We start from the raw sequence: 20,500 nt of genomic DNA, 5'->3' as shown, positions 1-20,500 counted from the left end.
GGCAGAAACATCGACGCTATTCTGCTTTTTCTACGGTCAATAAACTAGCCCTGCGGAAATGGGGGGACTTTAATTTACTCTGCATACTGCCCGTGTCTAGCTATCCCCATGAAGAATCTAGCGATGAATTCCCTCGTTCAATTCCCTAAGCAAATTACGCTCACTGACCTAACCACGATCGTCACTCGCGCCAGCTTTCTCTGGGAACGCTTAGATGCAGAACGATTTGCGATTGAGGATAATTTAGCCAATGAACAAGAGATTCAACAACAGCTCGATCGCTGGTGCCAAGTGGTCGCCCAAGGCAGTTGGGATATTTTACAGAAACGCTTACAGTGGGAAGGCTTGGACCTCGATACCATTCGCCCTCGATTAGGGACTGTGAGCTTGAATGCGGCTCAACCGTTGCCAGATTGGGCAGAAACGTTGCATCGCATTATGCAAACCGCAACGGAATTCACACCCGAACGAGAAACCAATCTCCCGATCGATCCAGAGCATCCGCTCCCCTTTGAAGACATTCTTCTGCCTGCGATCAAAGTCGCCAGACAGCAGCTTCTCACTCAACTGGAAACTCAGCACACCTTACCCTTGTCGCTGCTCTCAGAAGCCGCTTACCGAAGCTTAGAGCGCAGTCTGCTGCAACGACTGGTCGGATTGTATAGCAAGACGCTGAACTTTGAATTCTCTCAAGTTCGTCCGTTTGGTCAAAGCTTGCTCAACGTATTAGACCTGCAACCCGAGAGCCGCGATCGCAAGACGCACTACACCCAATTTGTCACTCAATTGCTGCAAGATGGATTGCTGACATTGTTTCAGAAATATCCCGTTCTAGGCCGCTTAGTGGCAACAGCAGTGAATTTTTGGGTCGAATTTACAGCGGAGTTTCTGCAACGGTTGGCGAACGATCACTCAGACCTGCAACGCACGTTTAGCGCAACTGTCGCTCCACTTTCTCAGAATAAAGTGATTGAAATTCACACCTCGCTCTCCGATCCTCACAAACGCGGCAGAACCGTGATTGTGTTTACCTTTGAGTCGGGGCTAAAACTCGTTTATAAACCAAAAAATTTAGGATTAGAGGTTGCGTTTAATCAATTTTTAGATTGGTGCAATCAACACAGCAATCTTTTAGAGTTCAAAGTGACTCAGGTGCTCGATCGTGGCGATTATGGCTGGATCGAATATGTTGAACACTTACCTTGTGCAGATCAAGCAGCAGCAGAGCGATTCTACGAACGTGCCGGAATGTTGCTAGGTGTGCTGTATGCCCTCAGAGGTACTGACTGTCACTACGAGAACTTAATTGCCAATGGCGAACATCTGGTGCTGATTGACATGGAAACGCTGCTGCACCATGAGCCGAAGCTAATTGACGATTCACCGTTGGCTCAAGACATTGAAACTAGTGCCGCTCAACAGTTTTGGGGTTCTGTTCTCCGCACCGGACTGTTACCCCGTTGGGACTTTAGCAGCGATTTTCGGATGGCGTACGATATTAGTGGTTTGGGCAGTACCACCCCTCAGTTCTATCGTCGGAAAGTGCCTCGTTGGCAGCGCATCAACACCGATGATATGCACCTGCGCTCCGAAGCGATCGCATTACCTGTTGAGAAAAATGTGCCGCGCTTGGGTGAAATCGCTCTGTCGCCCCACGAGTATCGGTCGCAAATCGTGGCTGGGTTCGAGCAGATGTATCGCTTCTTAGTTGCACACCGCGAGGTCTTACTGTCCCCAAACAGTCCACTCACGGCAATGCAAAATCAGCAGGTTCGCTTTGTCTTCCGTGCCACCCGAATTTACACTCTCATTCTGCAGAAAACCTTATCTCCCGATCACCTCAAACACGGGGTAGACTTCAGCATTCAACTCGATCATCTCAGCCGCGCCTTTATTGTTGCTCAAGAGAAGCCGAGTGCCTTTCCAGTTTTGAGTGCAGAACTGCGATCAATGGAACAATTAGACGTTCCGTTCTTTACTGCCAGCGCGGTGATCGACGAACTGAAAGTCGGCTGTTTTCCACCCATTCAAAACTACTTTAAGCGATCGGGCTATCAAGATGTGCTCAACCAGTTGCAGATGCTCGACGAAACCGATCTTGCCCGTCAAATTGCCATTATTCAAGGCTCTTTTGATGCTCAGGTTGCTTCATTTAGCGAGAAAGAGCAGCCGTGGAACGCTGAATCGTTGCCGTTGCTGAGCGCCGAACAATTGCTTCAAGACGCCCAAGCGATCGCGACAGAACTCGAAACCAGAGCAATTCCAGATGTTGATGGCAGCATTAACTGGATTGGCTTAGATTATGTGGTGCAAGCAGAACGATACCAATTGCACACCTTGGGTGATTCTCTTTGCGATGGACGCTCTGGTATTGCCCTGTTCTTCGCGGCTCTCAGTCAGGTTTCTGTTGACTCGCGCTATCGGGATCTTGCTTATAGAACCATCCAGCCTCTACGTCGGCAGATCCACACGCTCGATCTAGAAGCTCGACAACGGTTGGCTCGCTTCACGGGAATTGGAGGCGCAACCGGGTTAGGGTCGATGATCTATTCGCTAGTTAAGATTAGCCAATTCCTCGACGATGCAACGCTATTGCAAGATGCTCAGGCATTAGCGGATTGGATCACACCAGCCCTCATTGCGGCGGATGACCATTTCGACGTCATGAGCGGCGCAGCGGGAGCCATTCTCGGATTGTTATCGCTATATGATGCAACTCAGAAAGCAACCGTTTTAGAAACCGCGATCGCGTGTGGGCAGCATTTGATCACCCACCAGCAAAGCGGAACAGAAGGCGCTAGAGCCTGGAAAACGTTTTGGGATCAGCCCCTCACTGGCTTTTCTCATGGTACGGCAGGCAACGCTTATGCATTACTAAAACTATATGCGGTCAGCCACGATCGCGCCTACTCAGACGCTGCCCTCGAAGCGATCGAGTACGAGCGCAGCGTTTTCTCTAAGGCGGAGGCAAACTGGCCCGACTTCCGCAGAGCAGGACCCAGCGGACAGATTGAGTTTGCCAATAAGTGGTGTCATGGTGCGACTGGAATTGGGTTAGGACGCTTAGGTTGCTCCAGAATTTTGCCTCAGCCAGACATTCAGCAAGAAATTGAGATCGCGCTCCAAACGACGCAGAGTTTTGGCTTGCGACCAATCGACCATTTGTGCTGTGGCAACTTAGGGCGGGCTGAAGTGCTGTTGGTAGGTTCGCAACTGTGCCAGCGCCCAGAGTGGCAAAAGGTTGCGCTTCAAAATGCGACAAACGTTGTGGCGAAGGCAAAGCGCACAGGGGCGTATCAACTGTTTCCCAATCTGCCTACGTCTGTCTACAATCCTGGCTTTTTAGCGGGAACGTCAGGCATTGGCTATGCGTTGCTACGCCTTGCTCACCCTGCGCTTCCTTCCGTGTTGTTATGGGACTAATGACTGTGTTGCAAAATGTTTTGAGAGCATGATCCTCCGATGAATCTATACTGTTATGAGTTTGATTGAAAGGATGTCGTTGGAACTAATGCCTCACTTGCCGCGATCGTTCAGCATCCAACGCGTCAAAACTCCGACGGTGCTACAGATGGAGGCGGTTGAATGTGGAGCGGCAGCACTTGGAATTATTTTGGCGTACTATGGCCGAATGGTTCCCTTAGCAGAACTGCGAGTTGAGTGCGGTGTCTCTCGTGATGGAAGTAAGGCGGCCAACATCATCAAAGCGGCTCAACGATACGGATTGATTGCCAAAGGCTATAAACGAGAACTAGAACAACTGTCTCTGCTTCGTCCTCCCTACATTGTGTTTTGGAATTTCAATCATTTCTTAGTGGTTGAGCATTTTGAGCAGAAGCGTGTTTATCTAAATGATCCCGCGACTGGACGCCGCAGGGTTTCTCTCCAAGAATTTGACCACGGCTTCACAGGCATTGTTCTAACGTTTGAGCCAGGAGCTGGCTACCAGAAAGGAGGGCGTAAACCTAGTTTAGTTCTAGCGTTGCTCGATCGATTGCAAGGTTCTATTCACGCGATCGTATATTGCCTTGTTGCAGGTTTTTTGCTAGTTGTTCCAAGTATTTCGATTCCTGTGTTCAGCCAAATCTTTATCGATCACATCTTGATTGAGGATCGAGTAGATTGGTTGCGTCCCCTACTGTTGGGGATGACGTTGACAATGATATTGCAAGGCTGCTTGCGCTTATTGCAATTGCGATTCTTGAGAAAACTCAAAATTAAGCTGGCAATGGGCATGTCCAGCCGTTTCCTCTGGCATATTTTGCGGTTACCTGTCAACTTCTATGCTCAGCGATTTGCCGGAGAAATCAGCGATCGTTTACAAATCAATCATCAAGTTGCGGAAACGTTATCCGGACAATTAGCAACAACCGTTATCAGTACGGTGATGCTGGTGTTTTATGCGGCTGTTATGTTTGCTTATGACGGGTTACTCACCGTGATCGGTCTTTGTTTTGCAGCGGCTAATGTATTGGCGTTGCAATGGGTGAACCGCCAGCGCGTAGATGTCAACTTACGATTAGTGCAAAATCGGGGAAAAGCCACTGGTGTCGCGATCGCGGGACTACAAAGCATTGAAACCCTGAAAGCGTCTGCCCTAGAATCTGATTTCTTTGCTCGCTGGTCTGGATACTATGCCAAAGTGATCAATGCTCAGCAAGATCTAGAATCAAACAATCAAACGTTGAGTGTTTTACCATCGTTTCTCAACTCGATCGCAACGCTGCTAATTCTGATCATTGGCGGATTGCGAGTCATGAATGGCGATCTCAGTATTGGTACATTGATTGCATTTCAAAGTTTGATGTATAGCTTGCTTGAGCCTGTTAATCATCTCGTTACCTTTGGCAGCACCCTTCAAGAACTAGAAGGTGATTTGAATCGCTTAGATGATGTGTTGCAGCATCCAATTGATTCTGTGTTTTCAGAAGCGTCAACATTTCAGAACAATCTAACTGAAGAGCAGACCCTGAGGCTATTTCCGGGTTTTCGGCTTCAGGGACACCTCGAACTTCGGAATATCACCTTCGGTTATTCGCGACTTGATCCACCTTTGATTGAAAACTTTAATCTGTTCATTAAACCGGGACACCGAGTTGCTTTGGTCGGCATCAGTGGATCTGGAAAATCCACGATCGCGAAGCTGATCTGTGGTCTTTATCAACCCTGGTCGGGTGAAATCCTGTTCGATGGCATTCCGACTCACAAAATTCCGCGATCGATTCTGACAAACTCTCTTGCCATGATTGAGCAAGACATTTTTTTGTTTAGCGGTAGCGTGCAAGATAATCTCACGCTCTGGGACACCACAATTTCTAGCTCTCAACTCGCGAAGGCGTGTCAGGATGCGGATGTGTATGATGTGATTCGAGCGTTTCCGGGTGGTTTTGCTGGAGAATTGATGGAAGCTGGAGCCAACCTGAGCGGAGGACAGCGCCAACGGCTCGAAATTGCACGGGCATTGATCAACGATCCAACGATTCTCGTAATGGATGAAGCGACAAGCGCGTTGGATGCAGAAACAGAACATTTGGTGAATCAGAATTTACGTCGTCGCGGTTGTACCTGCGTGATTGTCGCGCATCGCTTGAGTACAATCCGGGATTGCGATGAAATTATCGTTCTGGAACAGGGTGAGATTGTGCAGCGAGGAACGCATGAAGCACTGTGGGGAACGGAAGGTGCCTACGCTCATTTGATTCGTTCAGAAGGAGCAGATTAAGATGCCATTTTCGTTATCGTTGACCGCCGACACGATCGAACCTGCTTGGTTGCTACAAGCGGGATCAATGGATGTATTCGCAATTCTCCTCACAGACACTGGCGAAGGAACCCGCCGTTATTTGTTTAGTGTAAGAGCAGGTGAAGCACTCTTTGCAATGCCTGTTACAATGCCTGCTTTGGGTCATTCCTACAAAATTCTAGCCGTCGCGATTAGTGCAGAGCGCAATGGAGGAAGCGCAGAACCTACGCTGATTTCACTAACACCAACAGAACCTAATCTAGTCGGCTTAGCGCTACAGTGGTGCCAACATTTCAACACTGTTTTGTTAGCCGCAGGCATTTCCATTGCTCCGATGAAGACGATTAAAATTGACGACTGGAAAACGCTACAGTCAAACCTGGCAAACCTGCATGTTGAGTTTCTTGAGGGACTTGCCCAATTAGAGCAACAGGAATCTGATCGGAAACGCGTTCAGGTACAAGCGCGAGAACGGTTCGATCGTCAAGTTGCAACCCTTGCATTAAGGGAACTGACAAGTGTGCTTTGCTCTGAGGAAGTGGAATCCTTTCCAGAAGAAACGGCGTTATTAACTGCAGTTGGGGCAGTGGGTCGATCGCTCGGAATTCCGATTTATCCACCGACTCAATCCACTCCCCACACCGATTATTCGTTAGATGCGATCGCTCGTGCTTCTCACATTCGGACTCGACGGATACTGCTAGAAGATAACTGGTGGAATCGCGATTATGGTGCTTTTCTAGGATATCGCGAGGTGGACAATTGCCCGATCGCGGTATTACCTCAGGCAGCTGGAAAATATGAGCTATTCAATCCAGAAACGCAAACTCGGATACCACTCAACAAACATACAGCTGGTCAACTTTCGCCATCTGCCGATGTTTTCTATCGCCCGTTACCTCATCGAGTCAACCGAGCGCTAGACTTGCTGCAATTTGCTCTTGCAGGTCGAGTAAAAGAGGGATGGACAATTCTTTGGACTGGAATCGCGGTGACCGGATTGGGAATGCTAACTCCCCAAGCGATCGCGATCCTGGTTGATGTTGCCATTCCTGACGCGAACCAGGCATTACTGTTACAACTTGGTTTAGGATTGCTGGCAGCTAGCGTTGGAGCGGCAGTTTTTCAACTGCTCCAAAGGCGAATGACGGTTAGACTTCAAACGATCGCGGATTTGAATGCTCAATCTGCGCTTTGGGATCATTTGCTGAAGTTAAAACTTTCTTTCTTTCGACAGTATTCCACGGGAGATCTACAAAACCGCGTTTTATCAATCAAACGAATTCGCGATTTGCTTGGAGGCGTCACCTTATCGACCATCTTCACGAGTTGTTTTGCATTACTCAACCTGGCTTTATTATTCTTCTATAGCACTCATCTTGCGATCGTTGCAGCGGCAATTACCATTGTTACGTTATTAGCAACTCATACTGTTAGGTTAACGGCACTAAAATCGTTTCGCTCTCTTCAAGAATTAGAGGGAGCACTCTTTGGCACAATGACGCAAATCATTGGTGGCGTTGCAAAGCTGCGAGTTGCTGGAGCAGAAAATCGAGCGTTTGCTTACTGGAGCAAAGTGTACAATCAGCAACTTCGATTGACGCTGAGAATCCAATCCCTTGAAGATCTTCTATTTGTTTTCAACACACTATTACCAACCGTTAGTTCTATCATCCTATTTGCATTGGCAGTATCGTTAATGGATCGATCTCAAGTGAATAGAGTTGGATTATCCACTGGTACATTTTTAGCCTTTAACGTTGCTTTTGGCTCGTTCATCAATGGTGCCACTAATTTAAGCAGTACGATCGCAAAGATACTAGAAGCCAGAATTTTATGGGAACGGATGCAACCCGTTCTCAAGGCAGAACCTGAAGTCGATTGGAGTAAAGCTGATCCAGGACAGCTTCAGGGAAACTTGAACCTCGATCGCGTAACTTTTCGTTATCGAGCAGAAGGTCGTCCGGTCTTAGCGCACATTACCCTAGAAGCAAAGGCAGGAGAATTTATTGCGTTAGTAGGCCCATCCGGCAGTGGTAAATCCACGCTTCTACGATTGCTGCTTGGATTTGAAACACCCGAAGCGGGAACCGTCTACTACGACGGTCAAGACTTATCTGGATTAGATTTGTCAGCAGTCCGGCGGCAATTGGGCGTGGTGTTACAGCACGGTCGAATTAATAGCAGCTCTCTGTTCGAGAACATTGCCAATGGGGCGCTAGTCACGCTTGACCAAGCCTGGGACGCCGCCCGGTTGGCAGGACTTGCAGAGGATATTCAAACCATGCCAATGGGAATGCATACTGTGATTGCAGAAGGTGGATTGAATCTATCGGGCGGACAGCGACAACGGTTACTGATTGCTCGTGCTCTAGTATTAAAACCTCAAATTTTACTGATGGATGAAGCAACCAGTGCCTTAGATAACCGCACACAGGAAATTGTTAGCCACAACTTAGAACAATTGCGAGTGACTCGTTTGATCATTGCTCATCGCTTGAGTACAATTCGTCATGCTCACCGCATCTATGTTCTCGAACAAGGGCAAATCGTTCAGCAAGGCTCGTTTAAGCAGTTATCTAATCAATCTGGTTTATTTCAAAAACTAATGGCCCGACAAATGACTTAGGGATTGATCTAGGCATTAATTCCATCATCTATCTCACTTTTATCGAATTACCAATTATGGTTGAGAGAAATAATCTATTTAGAAAAACTTCCTTAGAACGATTACGCTCGCCGGAGCGATTGGATCAAGCCGTTCAGATTGTAAATTTAAAAGATTGGCTGCCATTAAGTGTACTAGGGCTGATTATATTTCTAGGATTGCTGTGGAGTATTGTTGGACGTATTTCCATTACTGTTGCAGGGAACGGCGTACTAATTAATCCTCGCCGAGCGATTCAACTTCAATCTTCTATTGCTGGACAATTGAAGTTATTAAATGTCCAAAATGGACAGTGTGTAGAGAAAGGACAAGTTCTCGCCACGATCGAGGCTTCTGCCCTTCAACAACAGCTTCAACAGCAGCGAGACAAACTCACTCAGTTACAGCAACAAGCGTTTCAGTACGGCACGCTTCGAGACCAAAGCTCGCGTTTAGAACAGACTGCGATCCTAGCCCAACGCGATCGGCTACAACAACAATTGCAAGATGCTCAAGGTTTAGCGCCTAGATTTCAAACCCAAGGTTTAGCGGCAATCTCCGAACAGCGAGCCAGCTTGCAGCAACAGTTAGACAATGCTCAAGCGTTAGCTCCCATTTTGCAAGAGAGGCTCCAAAGTCGCCAAGCACTTGCGAACACTGGTGCGATCGCTCAAGATACTTTGTTGCAAACTGAGCAAGAATATCGTCAAGCGCTCCAAGAAACGATCAAACTCAAAGCACAGTTAAAACAACTGAATTTTCAAGCTGTCGAAACACAGCAACGATTTCTGAACAATCAAAGTAGCATTGCTCAAATTCAAAACCAGTTAGATGAATTAAACATGCAGCAGAAACAGCTAGAGCAAACTAATCTCGCTGATTCTCAAGCGCGTGAAAAAGAAACCCAGGAGATTCAACGATCGGTGATTCAGTTAGAAAAACAAGTCACGGATCAGAGCCAAATTAAAAGTTCTCAAGCAGGATGCATCACCGAACTGACTGCTGCTGTCGGACAAGTCTTAAGTCCTGGAACTCGCTTGGGTACACTCCAGGCAACCGAAAAAACTGGGGAAACGGTTTCTTCCAAGGTACGTGGAGCACCACTCGAGTCAGGAATCGTATATTTTGCTGCCAAAGACGGCAAGAAAATTCAACCCAACATGAAGATTTTAATCACTCCTGATACCGTGAAGCGAGAACAGTTTGGCAGCATTGTTGGCACTGTAGCGGCTGTCTCTGCTTTGCCTGTTACGCGAGAAGGAGCGGCAACCGTGGTTGGAAATTCGGAGGTTGCAAATCAAATCTTAGGTCAAGATGGTGGTCAAATCGAAGTGATTGCTCATCTGAATTACGATGCTTCTACCTCCAGTGGGTACCAATGGTCTTCTTCTCGCGGCCCTGATTCAAAGGTGACGCCCGGAACACTCCTTAGCGCTAGAGTGACAGTTGAAGAACGTGCTCCCATTACTTTCTTACTGCCGTTCTTGAAAGCGTGGAGCGGAGTTCATTAAGAGATCTAAAGCATTCTCAACCTCAATCCCACATCAATTCCTGTGATGTTAAGGACGGAAGGATCAAACCGTTAGATTGCTCGAACCCTATTCAAAGAGCTAGATTGGGAAGGTTTAGGGTATTTATTGCATTCTGTAATGACCCTTCGAGATAGGAAGCGGGCTATCTTACAATTTCTTTGGTGTTTGTCGATGAGTTAGTGAATGCGGGTCTTGCTAGTTGAGGACGATATCGCGATCGCAGAACTGGTTGCGCGATCGCTGAAAGAACATCATTATGCAGTAGATATTGCAGAAGATGGAGCAATTGGATGGGAGTGCACTCAAAGTACGTCCTATGACCTGATTTTGCTGGATGTGGACTTGCCAAAGCTAGATGGGATTTCCCTGTGTCAACGTCTTCGTCATCATCGATGTGAAACTCCAATTGTGATGATGACGGCAAAAGCGGCTAGTGAGCATCGCATTCGGGGATTAGATGCAGGTGCAGACGATTATTTAGTCAAACCGATCAATTTAGGAGAGCTTCAAGCACGCGTCCGCGCCTTGCTAAGACGGGGAGCGGTTGCAGCAAATTCGCTTCTGGAAGTTGGGCATCTACGACTCGATCCGCGATCGTGCCAAGTGACGTATGCCAAGAAATCCCTTGCGCTCACTCCAAAGGAATATAGTCTCTTAGAACTACTTTTGCGTCATCCCACTCGCGTTTTTAGCTGTGGAGACATCATCGAGCATCTGTGGACGTTTGATGATCCGCCTCAGGAAGCTAGCGTAAAATCGCATATCAAAGGATTGCGACAGAAGTTGAAAGCAGTCGGCGCAACCAATTGGATTGAGAATGTGTATGGATTGGGATATCGGTTGCGCGAGAGAATTAGCAACGCTGAGGAAGACAATCAGAAATCGCTAACGCAACAGTATCATCATGCGGTTGAAGAACTTTGGGAACAGTATCGCGAAACAATGGAAGAGCGTTTTTTCGCATTGCAGCAAGCCATCGATTCTCCCATATTGACCCCTGAGCTTCGGCAAACCGCAGAACAAGCTGCGCACAAACTAGCTGGAGTTCTGGGAATGTTTGAACGAGATGAAGGAACGCAGATTGCGCGGCAGCTTGAAAAAATATTTGAAACGGAGTCACAACCGCAACAAAATCAAATCGTGCGATCGCTGCTTCAGCGCTTGGGCGAGATTTTGCGACAAGATAAGATACCGCTCGCAAATTCTGTTGCAGAATCTGCGAGCCTGCTAAGTCTACCCAACCCAGAGACCATTGAATCTGAATCTCCTCGGACTTGGGAGGTCAAGGGAACGAAAACCGAGATAGCTTCGATTCGATCGTGGACTGTTCTCGCAGTAGACGATGATCCAATCATTCTAGCTACACTCAAACAAATGCTTGAACCTTGGGGAATGTGCGTCACTGGGATTGACAATCCTCTAAAATTTTGGGCTGTCCTTCCCCAAGTCAATCCAGATTTGCTGATTCTTGATGTCCAGATGCCACAGCTCAGCGGCGTTGTCCTATGTCAGGCCATTCGCGCGAATCCAGCTTGGCAGAGTATCCCGATTATTTTTCTCACCGCTCATCAAGACTCTGCCACAGTCCAGCAAATTTTTGCAGCCGGGGCCGACGACTATCTTGTAAAACCTGTTGTAGGTCAAGAACTGATTTCTCGTCTGACAAACCGATTAGAACGGATTCGTCTTCTACAAACGTTATCGGTCAAAGATTCCATTACCGGATTGCCCAATCAATTCAACTCTAGTCAAGCGATCGCGGCACTCATCAATCGCACTTCATCAGGATGCTTTGCGATCGCATCCCTGGCAGACCTAAAACAAATTAACGTTCAACAGGGTCACGCCTTTGGAAATCGGATTCTTAAACAAACTGGGCAACGTTTACAAGCAATCTTTTGCAATGGTGAGATTATAGGATATTGGGGAAATGGAGAATTTATTCTTGGAATTGCTGACACTCCTAAAGCAGTCGTTCAACCCCAACTATTAGATGCACTCAAGATGGTGCAGCAGGATTCATTGCAAGTCATTTATCATGCTGCTGTGGTGGAATACTCAAGCAATAGCTCTACGGTAAGAACACTTTATCAACTGGCAAATTCGTTGTTAGAGGAGTGTCAATGACAACTGATTCAATAGAATTGGTCAATCTGGAAGCGGCCTTAAGCGCGATCGCAGATGCGATCGTTTGGGCAGGTGAAGATGGCAAAGTGACATGGTGCAATACAGCGTTTGAACGATTGGTCGATCAGTCTCACGCCATGACGATCAACGCTAAATTGAGTGATCTGTTACCCTTAATGCAAAAGGGTCAACCGATTGATCCTCAAGCCTACCCCACTGCAAAAGCATTGAGTGGAGAAACGGTTCTGAGCACGTATGAGCTTCAGCAAGCTAATCGCTGTTTAACGTTAGAAATTTCAGGCAACCGAGTCACCCTTGGCAATCAGGAAACTGTCGTTTTGGTGATTCGTGATGTCACGCCGCTAAGACCGTCAGCTGCCACAAGCCAGACCACTGAGGACGCCCTCCGGCGAAGTGAAGCGGAGTATCGAGCTTTTGTGACCGCCACAGCCCAAGCCGTCTGGATGACCAACGCGGCGGGAGAAGTCGTCGATGACATTCCACTTTGGTGTGCGCTCACCGGGCGGAGCCAAGACAGCGCTAAAGGCTGGGGATGGCTTGAGAGCGTTCACCCTGACGATCGCGCCTCTACAGCACAGGTTTGGCTAGACGCCGTCAAATCTGGAAAGGTCTATGAGGTTGAGCAGCGTGTTCGCGTAGCATCGGGCGAGTATCGGCTTTTTGCCGTTCGAGGCGTGCCCCTTCTCGATGACCAAGGCAACATTCAAAAATGGATTGGAACGCAAACCGATATCACAGAACAAAAACAAGCTGAAGAAACATTGCGGCGTCAAAATGCCCTGCTGCAAGCTCAACAACAAACTTTACGGGAGAAAGAAGCTCAGTATAAAACGATTTTTGAAGCGATTACGGATGGCTTATATATTACTGACCTAGAGACGACAAACCCGGTTGAAGTGAATCCTGCCGCTTGCCAGATGCATGGATACGAATACGAAGAATTTTTAGCGCTCCATCCATCGACCTATATTCATCCCAGCACTCTCCCTGTTTTCCAAGAATATATAGAAACGGTGAGAGCAGGGCAACAATTTTATGGTCAAGCCATTGACATTCATAAAGATGGCAGCTTGATTGATGTGGAAATCAAAGGAACGACGTGCAGTTACAATGGGAAGCCTCACATTTTAGCGATCATGCGGGACATTAGCGATCGCAAGTCAGCCGAAGAAGCCTTGCGACATAGCGAACTGAAATATCGCAATCTGTTTGAAAATTCTCAAGTTGGAATTTACCGGATCAGTTTAGAGAATGGACTGATTCTTGAAGCCAATCCTTATGCGATCGCAGCCATAGGGTACGACTCGATCGATGAAGTTGTAGGCAAGAAATACACCACTGACTTTTATGCTGATCTCGCTGAGCGAGCATTGGTGCTAACCGAAGTTCATAAACATGGCAAAGTCACGAACTATGAAATGCAGTTTCGCCATCGAGATGGGTCAATCCGGTGGGGCATGTTTACGCTTTCCCTCAATCTGGCAGAGAACCTGTTAGAAGCGGTATTTGTCGATATTACGCCGCGAAAACAAACAGAAGAGGCTCTGCGGCGCAGCGAACTGAAATACCGTCATTTGTTCGAGAATTCTCAAGTAGGAATCGGACGCACGCGCATTGAAGACGGGCTTTTTCTCGATGCCAATCAACGCTGTGCCGACATTCTTCATCTCAGCTCGCCTGGCGATTTAATTGGGAAACGCTTCACCAGCGAATTTCAAGCGAATCCTCAGGCGCGACAACTGATGTTGAACGAGCTACGGCAAAACGGTGAGGTGCGCGATTTAGAAACAGAACTGCACCGAGCGGATGGGTCTACAGGCTGGGGCTTGTTTTCGTTGCGTCCAAGCTTAGAGGAAGATTGCCTTGAGTTCGTGATGGTAGACATTAGCGATCGCAAAGCCGCCGAAGAAGCACTCCAACGCCGCGCTGAACTAGATAATTTGCTCAGTCAAATCTCCCGGCAGTTCATCGACCAAGATGCAGAAACCGCGATTCAGGCTGTCTTAGCGTTGATTACTCGTCATATTGGTGCAGAGCGAGGCTGCCTCTTTGAGTACCACAACAATCACGCTGAATGTCAATTGCTATATGAATGGTGTGGTGAAAATATTTCCCCCCTCACCCCCGAAGCAAGAGGATCGAGCGTTTCTGAATATCCACTTTTACATCAGCAGTTTCTAGCTGGAGAAGCATTGTACACGACTGATATTCAGACCATCCCTGATGGGCCAGAGCGGCAGTTATTTACCCGGCAATCCATTCAATCATTGCTGGGAGTGCCAATCCTCTATCAAGGTGATGTGACAGGATTTATTGGACTGGATGCGGTTCACTTTCAAAAAACGTGGAGTCAGGAAGATATTAAGAGCCTCAAACTTGTTGGCGAACTGATTGCGATCGGGCGAGCAAGACACAAAGCCGAAGCAGATTTACGCATTGCCAAAGAAGCGGCTGAAGCCGCCAACATCGCTAAAAGTACTTTCCTAGCAAACATGAGCCATGAGCTACGTACACCGCTGAATGCGATTTTGGGGTTTGCTCAATTAATGGAACGCGAGGTAGCTCTCTCCGATCGACAACGGGATTCTCTTGCCATTATTAATCGCAGTGGTGAACATCTATTGAGCCTGATTAACGATGTGTTGGAAATGTCTAAAATCGAGGCAGGACGAACGACGCTTCATCCAGTCGCATTTGATTTGCATTATCTTTTGCAGACCCTACATGAGATGTTTCTCATTCGGACAAAAGCAAAACGGTTATCGCTCGATTTCGAGATTGCGCCAGACTTGCCTCAATATATTACTGCTGACGAAAGTAAGTTACGTCAAGTATTAATCAATCTATTCACCAATGCCGTTAAGTTTACTGCTTCTGGTGGCATTAAACTCTGTGCTAATTTGATTAATCCGTTGACGTTAACTGTCCGGTTCGAGGTTCACGATAGCGGATGTGGCATTGCTCCAAACGAGATTGATGGTCTATTCCGCCCGTTCATTCAAACCAGTAGCGGCTTGCAGATCCGGGAAGGAACCGGATTAGGTTTAACCATTAGCCGTCGATTTGTGCAGTTGATGGGCGGCGATATTCAGGTGAAGACAGCCTTGGGGAAAGGCTCTACCTTTAGTTTTGACCTTCCGGTCACGATCGCAGAAGTCAAGGAAGTTGTACCCTCATCGTCACTGCGACGAGTTCTACAGCTTGCGCCCAATCAGTTGAGCTACCGCATTTTGGTGGTTGACGATCGGGCCGAAAATCGCAGTCTTGTTGAGCAATTACTAACAGCTGTCGGATTTGAAACGCGATCGGCCATTCATGGAAAAGACGCGATCGCCTGGTGGCAGCAATGGAAACCGCACTTAATTTTGATGGATATGCGAATGCCTGTGATCGATGGATATGAAGCCACTCGTCAGATTCGCGCGCTCGAAGTCGCTGATCGTTACACGAAAATCATTGCGTTAACAGCAAGTGCTTTTGAAGAACAACGCGCGTCCATTCTTGCCGCAGGCTGTGATGATTTTGTAGCGAAACCCTTTCGAGAGTCATTGCTTTTTGACAAGCTTGCGGAGCATTTGGGCGTTACTTATATCTACGACGAAGAGAGAGAAACTTCTTCTTTCTCTTCGTCTTTTGTTTTAGATCGCTCAAGTCTTCAAAACATGCCCATTGAATGGATTACAGAACTGCATCAAGCGGCACTTGCTGTTGATGCAGAGCGAATTGCACAATTGATCAAGCAGATTCCAGACTGTGGTTCCTTCGGAGTTGCACAAAGCGCTAATCAACAGAGCGCTAATCAAGAGTTAGCAGATGCATTAACCGAACTGATGCAGCAATTTTGTTTTGATGAAATTCTTGAATTGACAGACTGTTGACTTCTACCAAGACTGCTGCTTGGAAAGAGGGGTGCCGACGTTAGGAGAAATTTGCTCTGCAATTACGGCCGTCCCGGTTACGATCGTTCTCTGCGGCAGCATTGGAGCTGTCGAAGGATTGCTGGGGTAGGTTGAACCGTTAAATTTCAAACTGTGATAGCTTGGCTTCGCGCCACCACCTGCAACAAATAGCACCAAATCGCGCCAACCTTTTGTTTTTTTATTGCTCACCACAATCGGATTGTTCACGAGCGTATGTCGGGAGATTCGCTTGTAAGATCCAGATCCCGTTCCTTTGAAAATCATCATCGTACAGCCGCCTGTGCCACATACTGATGATCCTGTCAAATACGCGATCGCTTCAGATCTTCCATCACCATCTAAATCAATCGAGTTGTAAAGATAGCGAACGCCAGCAACATTACCTGATAATTCGCGAATGATAGCTTGCTGCAATGCTGGTGCTTCGCTTGTTGCTGAACGTTCGTATGTCAAGGCTCGAAAGCGAATGCCCTCAACATTCGGTAAGGTTTGAATCGGACGGTTCGCGCTTTCTGACTGGGCCTGAGAGTAATTTTCTGGAGATGCACCGACGCTTAAGCTGGCTCCAAGAGCAATTGTAAATAGCATCAGCGTACGATGAATTTTCATAGCTGTTTTCGACCAGAGATGAACGAGTTGAGGTAGGTTTCAATTCACTTAGCTTCAAGCTGCAATCTAGTAATTCCAGCTTAGATTTTTACTGCCTCAATAATGCTGAGCAGCGACGACGTTGGAATCACTCGTGTGAGTTCAAATCCATTCGATCGCAACAATGTCCGATACTCTGCTTCGGTGCGCTCCCGTCCACCCGTCATCAACAGCATGATCACGTCAATAAATTTCATTGGAGAGGGTTCATTATCCGTTGGAATAATGCCTTCTAATAGCATCAGCTTGCCATCCTCCGGCATTGCTTGATGACAATTTCTCAAGATAATCGATGCCTTTTCATCGTTCCAATCGTGAATAATCCATCGCAGCAAGTAAGCATCGCCGCCCGTTGGAACGGACTCAAAAAAGCTTCCTGCAACAGTTTGAGCATTCACGCCATCCAAGCGAACGTTGGCAATAATTTCGGGTAGGTCAAACAAAATTCCATTCAGATTTGGATGCGCCCGCAAAATTGTAGATAGTAAGCTCCCTTGTGCTCCTCCCACATCCACGATCGTATTGAATCTAGAAAAGTCATAGCTTGCTACAACGGCTTGGGCGATCGCAGCTCCCATACTGGACATGGATTGCGAGAATATCATTCCATCTTCAGGATGTTGAGCATAGTGCTCCCAAATTGACATTCCAGTGACGGTATCAAAGGCAATCTCGCCCGTTTTTAGACTGTCTAATCCGTGGCTCCAGCCTAAAGAATGGTCATAGCCCATTTGTGCCAACACGGCATACCGCATTGAGTCAGGAGCATTACTCTGAAGGGTTGCAGCCAACGGAGTGAGCGCAAAGTGCTGATCTGCAAGTTCGGTAAAGATTCCCACACTCGCCAGAGCTCGCATCAGTCGGTATAGAGATCGCGGATCACAATCCGTTTCTTGTGCAAGTTGTGAGATCGGTTTAGGTTCATCATCAAACAAATCCGCAATGCCTAACTTGGCAGCTAGATACAGTGATCGCGCCGTCCAAAATCCACTGATCAGATTGAGTACTGTCTCTTGAGGGGCAACTTCGACTTTTTCCATCGTTAACATGATTTCAGACTCCAGTTCATTAAGGTCTAATGGCTATGGTTTTAAGCTTCAACGAGATCGAGGGCTGTCTGATTGAAAAACGCCTCGAAATTTTCTGGCTTTGTGAATTGCAGATACTCATTCACCAGTGCTGGAGTCAGCAACTCGATCAGGAATTTGTTTTCAACCCAAAATTCAATCACCTTAAAAGGACCGCGATCGCAGAATCGAACCAGCCATCCTTCTCGGTAAGCAATTTGTTCAATCTCTTCTTGCGAGATGGACACAGAAATAGCGGCATGAACGGAAAGAAAGGTTTGAGGAATATTTCCGGATGAAAACCCGACCTCTTGTAAATCGGGAATCAATTGAGTATCAGCCGGTAAAAGCTCGATCGCGGTTCCATAATCATCGTTGTTAACAACCATGTAACTGCCCTCGTGAACCGGAAAGGGAAACCGACGACCTTGTAACACTTCTGCAAGAACATTACTAACATGGGACGGATCGTTAACAGCAACAGAAATGTGATGAAACATAGTGACCTCAGAAAATAATGATGATTGAAACCAAACGGCGATCATGCAAATTCAGGTTTAAGGGAGTGCTTGGGTGCGTTCCAGTTCCCCGTTTGCTGATGTTGCTCATAATAAGCAGCGATCGGGGAGAAATAGAGGAGTTTTTATGTAGAGTGAGTAATTTCTGAGCAAAATTTAAGCGGTTCTTAGAGCAATCATTTATTTTTGCTAATGTTGCTTTAGGTATCTAACGCCTCATCATATAATTTGCTGCGATTTGCGAACATGGATGGAGATGACCGTACCCAAAGCTGACATTTTAGTAATCGATGATACTCCAGAGAACCTGAACCTTTTATCTTCTATGTTGAGCGATCGCGGCTACAAGGTTCGCAGTGTCACCAAAGGATCTACGGCCATTCGAGGGGCGCAGACGATGCCACCAGATTTAATTTTGCTGGATGTGAATATGCCACAGATGAACGGGTACGAAGTCTGTGAACACCTCAAAGCTGACGATCGCACTCGTGACATTCCAATTATTTTCATTAGCGCCTTAGAAACGGTTAGCGACAAAGTAAAAGCGTTTCAGGCCGGTGGCGTTGATTACATTACAAAACCATTTCAGATCGAAGAAGTACTCGCCAGAATTGAAACCCATTTAACATTGCGACAATTACAAAATCAACTGCGATCTCAAAACGAACAGCTTCAGCAAGAAATTCGCGAACGAAAACATGCCGAAGAAAAATTTGCAGCCATTTTTCGGCAAAGCCCCAATCCGATTGCGATCGTTACCATACCAGAAGGACGATTTATCGAAGTAAATTTCAGCTTTCTCAGTATGAGTGGCTACACACTTGATGCCGTAATTGGCTATTCGATCGCACAGCTACACTTAGGTCACGATTCAGCCACATTTCTGAGTCGCCTCCAAACAGATGAACCCATTCACAATTTAGAGTTTGAACTGCTCACCCGTTCAGGCAGTGTAAAAAGTATTTTGTTATCGCTTGATCGCATTGAAATCAACGGCGCAACCTACGCCTTATTAATCGCGAATGACATCACCGAGCGTAAACGACTGGAAAATGAATTTATCTCTTTGGTCAGTCATGAGCTACGCACACCCTTAACATCAATGATGGGTTCACTTGACTTACTCAGCACCGGACAGTTAGGCAGCTTAACCGATCAAGGACAACAAGTTCTTAATATTGGTGTCAAGAATGCGGAACGCTTGATTCGCCTGATTAACGACATTCTAGACCTCGAACGCATTCGTTCTGGCAAGATTACGATGAGCAAACAATCGTGCAATCTAGCTGAACTCATGGCTCAGGCAACTGAGGAAATGCAATCAATGGCAGATCGATCGTGCATCCAATTAATCACAGAACCGCTTCCCATTCTGTTGCATGCTGATCCTGATCGCATCGTACAAACACTGACCAATCTTTTGAGTAATGCTATCAAATTTTCAGAAGCCCAAGCAATAGTTTGGATGCATGCACAACCTTTAACTTTGAACAACAAAACTTCGAGCGTCCGCATTAGCGTGACCGATCAAGGACGAGGCATTCCTGCCAATCAGCTACAAACCATCTTTGAGCGCTTCCAGCAAGTTGATGCTTCTGATGCTCGACAAAAAGGGGGAACAGGTCTTGGATTAGCGATTTGCCGCAACATTATTGAGCAGCACCACGGTAAAATTTGGGCGGAAAGCACGATTAGCAAAGGCAGCACATTTCACATCGAATTGCCGCTCAACGTCGTCCTCTAAAAGCCGCTTCTCCTTTCCCTCTTTATTCATTCCCCGACTTCTCCTCGATTTAGCGTTAACCTGTCAACATCAACGTTTTAGAGTGCCACTATGAAAAAACAAATTCTGATCGTCGATGATGAAGACGACGTGCGAGCGATCGCAACCTTGGGACTTCAAATTGGCGCAGGTTGGACGGTTTTAACAGCAAGTTCTGGTGCAGAAGGAATTGCGATCGCCACTCAACATCAACCCGATGCAATTCTGCTGGACTTAATGATGCCGGATATGGACGGTCGTGCCACATTGCAGCAACTCAAGCAATACCCAGTTACACAATCGATTCCCGTTATTCTGATGACAGCTAAGATGCAACTTTCTGAGCAGCGAAGTTTCAATGATTTAGAAGTCGCTGCAGTATTTACCAAACCCTTCCGTCCACTTACGTTAGCACAGCAGATTATCGATGCCCTAACATGGATCTGAGATAGCGTTCACGAAAGGGCACCGTCGAGGCAAGCAGTGCTATAAGCGCAAGCAATATCGTCGTCAAC

Annotated in this window: 11 protein-coding genes; 8 read left to right on the top strand and 3 right to left on the bottom strand. The window is 47.0% G+C overall.

The annotated features are described in order from the left end of the window. Positions 1–123 precede the first annotated feature (123 nt). The 6 genes from AC5I6P_RS14850 (at position 124) to AC5I6P_RS14825 (ending at position 15,948) form a co-directional block, all read left to right on the top strand. Positions 124–3,423, top strand: coding sequence for a type 2 lanthipeptide synthetase LanM family protein (locus AC5I6P_RS14850; RefSeq protein ID WP_495694549.1), 3,300 nt, complete (start codon positions 124–126; stop codon positions 3,421–3,423). Between the two features lie 73 nt (positions 3,424–3,496). After that, on the top strand, positions 3,497–5,722 hold the full coding sequence (locus AC5I6P_RS14845) for an NHLP family bacteriocin export ABC transporter peptidase/permease/ATPase subunit (RefSeq protein ID WP_495694548.1): 2,226 nt from the start codon (positions 3,497–3,499) through the stop codon (positions 5,720–5,722). Between the two features lies 1 nt (position 5,723). Continuing rightward, positions 5,724–8,372 (top strand): NHLP bacteriocin export ABC transporter permease/ATPase subunit, encoded by a 2,649-nt coding sequence (locus AC5I6P_RS14840; RefSeq protein ID WP_495694547.1) that lies wholly within the window; start codon positions 5,724–5,726, stop codon positions 8,370–8,372. 56 nt (positions 8,373–8,428) lie between these two features. Continuing rightward, the gene (locus AC5I6P_RS14835; RefSeq protein WP_495694546.1) at positions 8,429–9,901 is read left to right on the top strand and encodes an NHLP bacteriocin system secretion protein; all 1,473 of its coding nucleotides are present in this window, start codon (positions 8,429–8,431) and stop codon (positions 9,899–9,901) included. Between the two features lie 204 nt (positions 9,902–10,105). Beyond that, positions 10,106–12,049: a response regulator gene (locus AC5I6P_RS14830; RefSeq protein ID WP_495694545.1), complete on the top strand. Its 1,944-nt coding sequence runs from the start codon at positions 10,106–10,108 to the stop codon at positions 12,047–12,049. After that, positions 12,046–15,948, top strand: a complete 3,903-nt coding sequence (locus tag AC5I6P_RS14825) for a PAS domain S-box protein (protein WP_495694544.1) — start codon at positions 12,046–12,048, stop codon at positions 15,946–15,948. The genes AC5I6P_RS14830 and AC5I6P_RS14825 overlap by 4 nt, the downstream gene beginning before the upstream one ends. Before the next feature lie 3 nt (positions 15,949–15,951). Here AC5I6P_RS14825 and AC5I6P_RS14820 read toward each other — a convergent pair whose 3' ends face one another. From AC5I6P_RS14820 to AC5I6P_RS14810, 3 genes are all read right to left on the bottom strand, one after another. Further along, on the bottom strand, positions 15,952–16,599 hold the full coding sequence (locus AC5I6P_RS14820; RefSeq protein WP_495694543.1) for a COG3650 family protein: 648 nt from the start codon (positions 16,597–16,599) through the stop codon (positions 15,952–15,954). A gap of 80 nt (positions 16,600–16,679) precedes the next feature. Then, the gene (locus tag AC5I6P_RS14815; protein WP_495694542.1) at positions 16,680–17,687 is read right to left on the bottom strand and encodes a methyltransferase; all 1,008 of its coding nucleotides are present in this window, start codon (positions 17,685–17,687) and stop codon (positions 16,680–16,682) included. A 41-nt stretch (positions 17,688–17,728) separates the two neighbouring features. Next, positions 17,729–18,205 (bottom strand): hypothetical protein, encoded by a 477-nt coding sequence (locus AC5I6P_RS14810; protein ID WP_495694541.1) that lies wholly within the window; start codon positions 18,203–18,205, stop codon positions 17,729–17,731. Positions 18,206–18,479: 274 nt separating this feature from the next. On the opposite strand from AC5I6P_RS14810, the gene AC5I6P_RS14805 reads away from it, so the two are divergent. After that, a complete protein-coding gene (locus AC5I6P_RS14805) occupies positions 18,480–19,967 on the top strand; it encodes an ATP-binding response regulator (RefSeq protein ID WP_495694540.1) in 1,488 nt (495 codons plus the stop codon). A 90-nt stretch (positions 19,968–20,057) separates the two neighbouring features. After that, positions 20,058–20,432 carry a response regulator gene (locus tag AC5I6P_RS14800; RefSeq protein ID WP_495694539.1) on the top strand — a complete coding sequence of 125 codons (375 nt, stop codon included), beginning with the start codon at positions 20,058–20,060 and terminating at the stop codon, positions 20,430–20,432. The last annotated feature ends 68 nt before the right edge of the window (positions 20,433–20,500 follow it).

The organism is Myxacorys sp. (assembly GCF_059501405.1).
The sequence above is the reverse complement of the archived record's forward strand: the minus strand, read 5'-3'. Positions and strand labels throughout refer to the sequence as shown.

Excerpts from the sequence above, each read along its gene's own strand:
- AC5I6P_RS14850 (WP_495694549.1), top strand. The coding sequence starts at position 124 with ATGAATTCCCTCGTTCAATTCCCTAAGCAAATTACGCTCACTGACCTA.
- AC5I6P_RS14845 (WP_495694548.1), top strand. The coding sequence starts at position 3,497 with ATGTCGTTGGAACTAATGCCTCACTTGCCGCGATCGTTCAGCATCCAA.
- AC5I6P_RS14840 (WP_495694547.1), top strand. The coding sequence starts at position 5,724 with ATGCCATTTTCGTTATCGTTGACCGCCGACACGATCGAACCTGCTTGG.
- AC5I6P_RS14835 (WP_495694546.1), top strand. The coding sequence starts at position 8,429 with ATGGTTGAGAGAAATAATCTATTTAGAAAAACTTCCTTAGAACGATTA.
- AC5I6P_RS14830 (WP_495694545.1), top strand. The coding sequence starts at position 10,106 with ATGCGGGTCTTGCTAGTTGAGGACGATATCGCGATCGCAGAACTGGTT.
- AC5I6P_RS14825 (WP_495694544.1), top strand. The coding sequence starts at position 12,046 with ATGACAACTGATTCAATAGAATTGGTCAATCTGGAAGCGGCCTTAAGC.
- AC5I6P_RS14820 (WP_495694543.1), bottom strand. The coding sequence starts at position 16,599 with ATGAAAATTCATCGTACGCTGATGCTATTTACAATTGCTCTTGGAGCC.
- AC5I6P_RS14815 (WP_495694542.1), bottom strand. The coding sequence starts at position 17,687 with ATGTTAACGATGGAAAAAGTCGAAGTTGCCCCTCAAGAGACAGTACTC.
- AC5I6P_RS14810 (WP_495694541.1), bottom strand. The coding sequence starts at position 18,205 with ATGTTTCATCACATTTCTGTTGCTGTTAACGATCCGTCCCATGTTAGT.
- AC5I6P_RS14805 (WP_495694540.1), top strand. The coding sequence starts at position 18,480 with ATGACCGTACCCAAAGCTGACATTTTAGTAATCGATGATACTCCAGAG.
- AC5I6P_RS14800 (WP_495694539.1), top strand. The coding sequence starts at position 20,058 with ATGAAAAAACAAATTCTGATCGTCGATGATGAAGACGACGTGCGAGCG.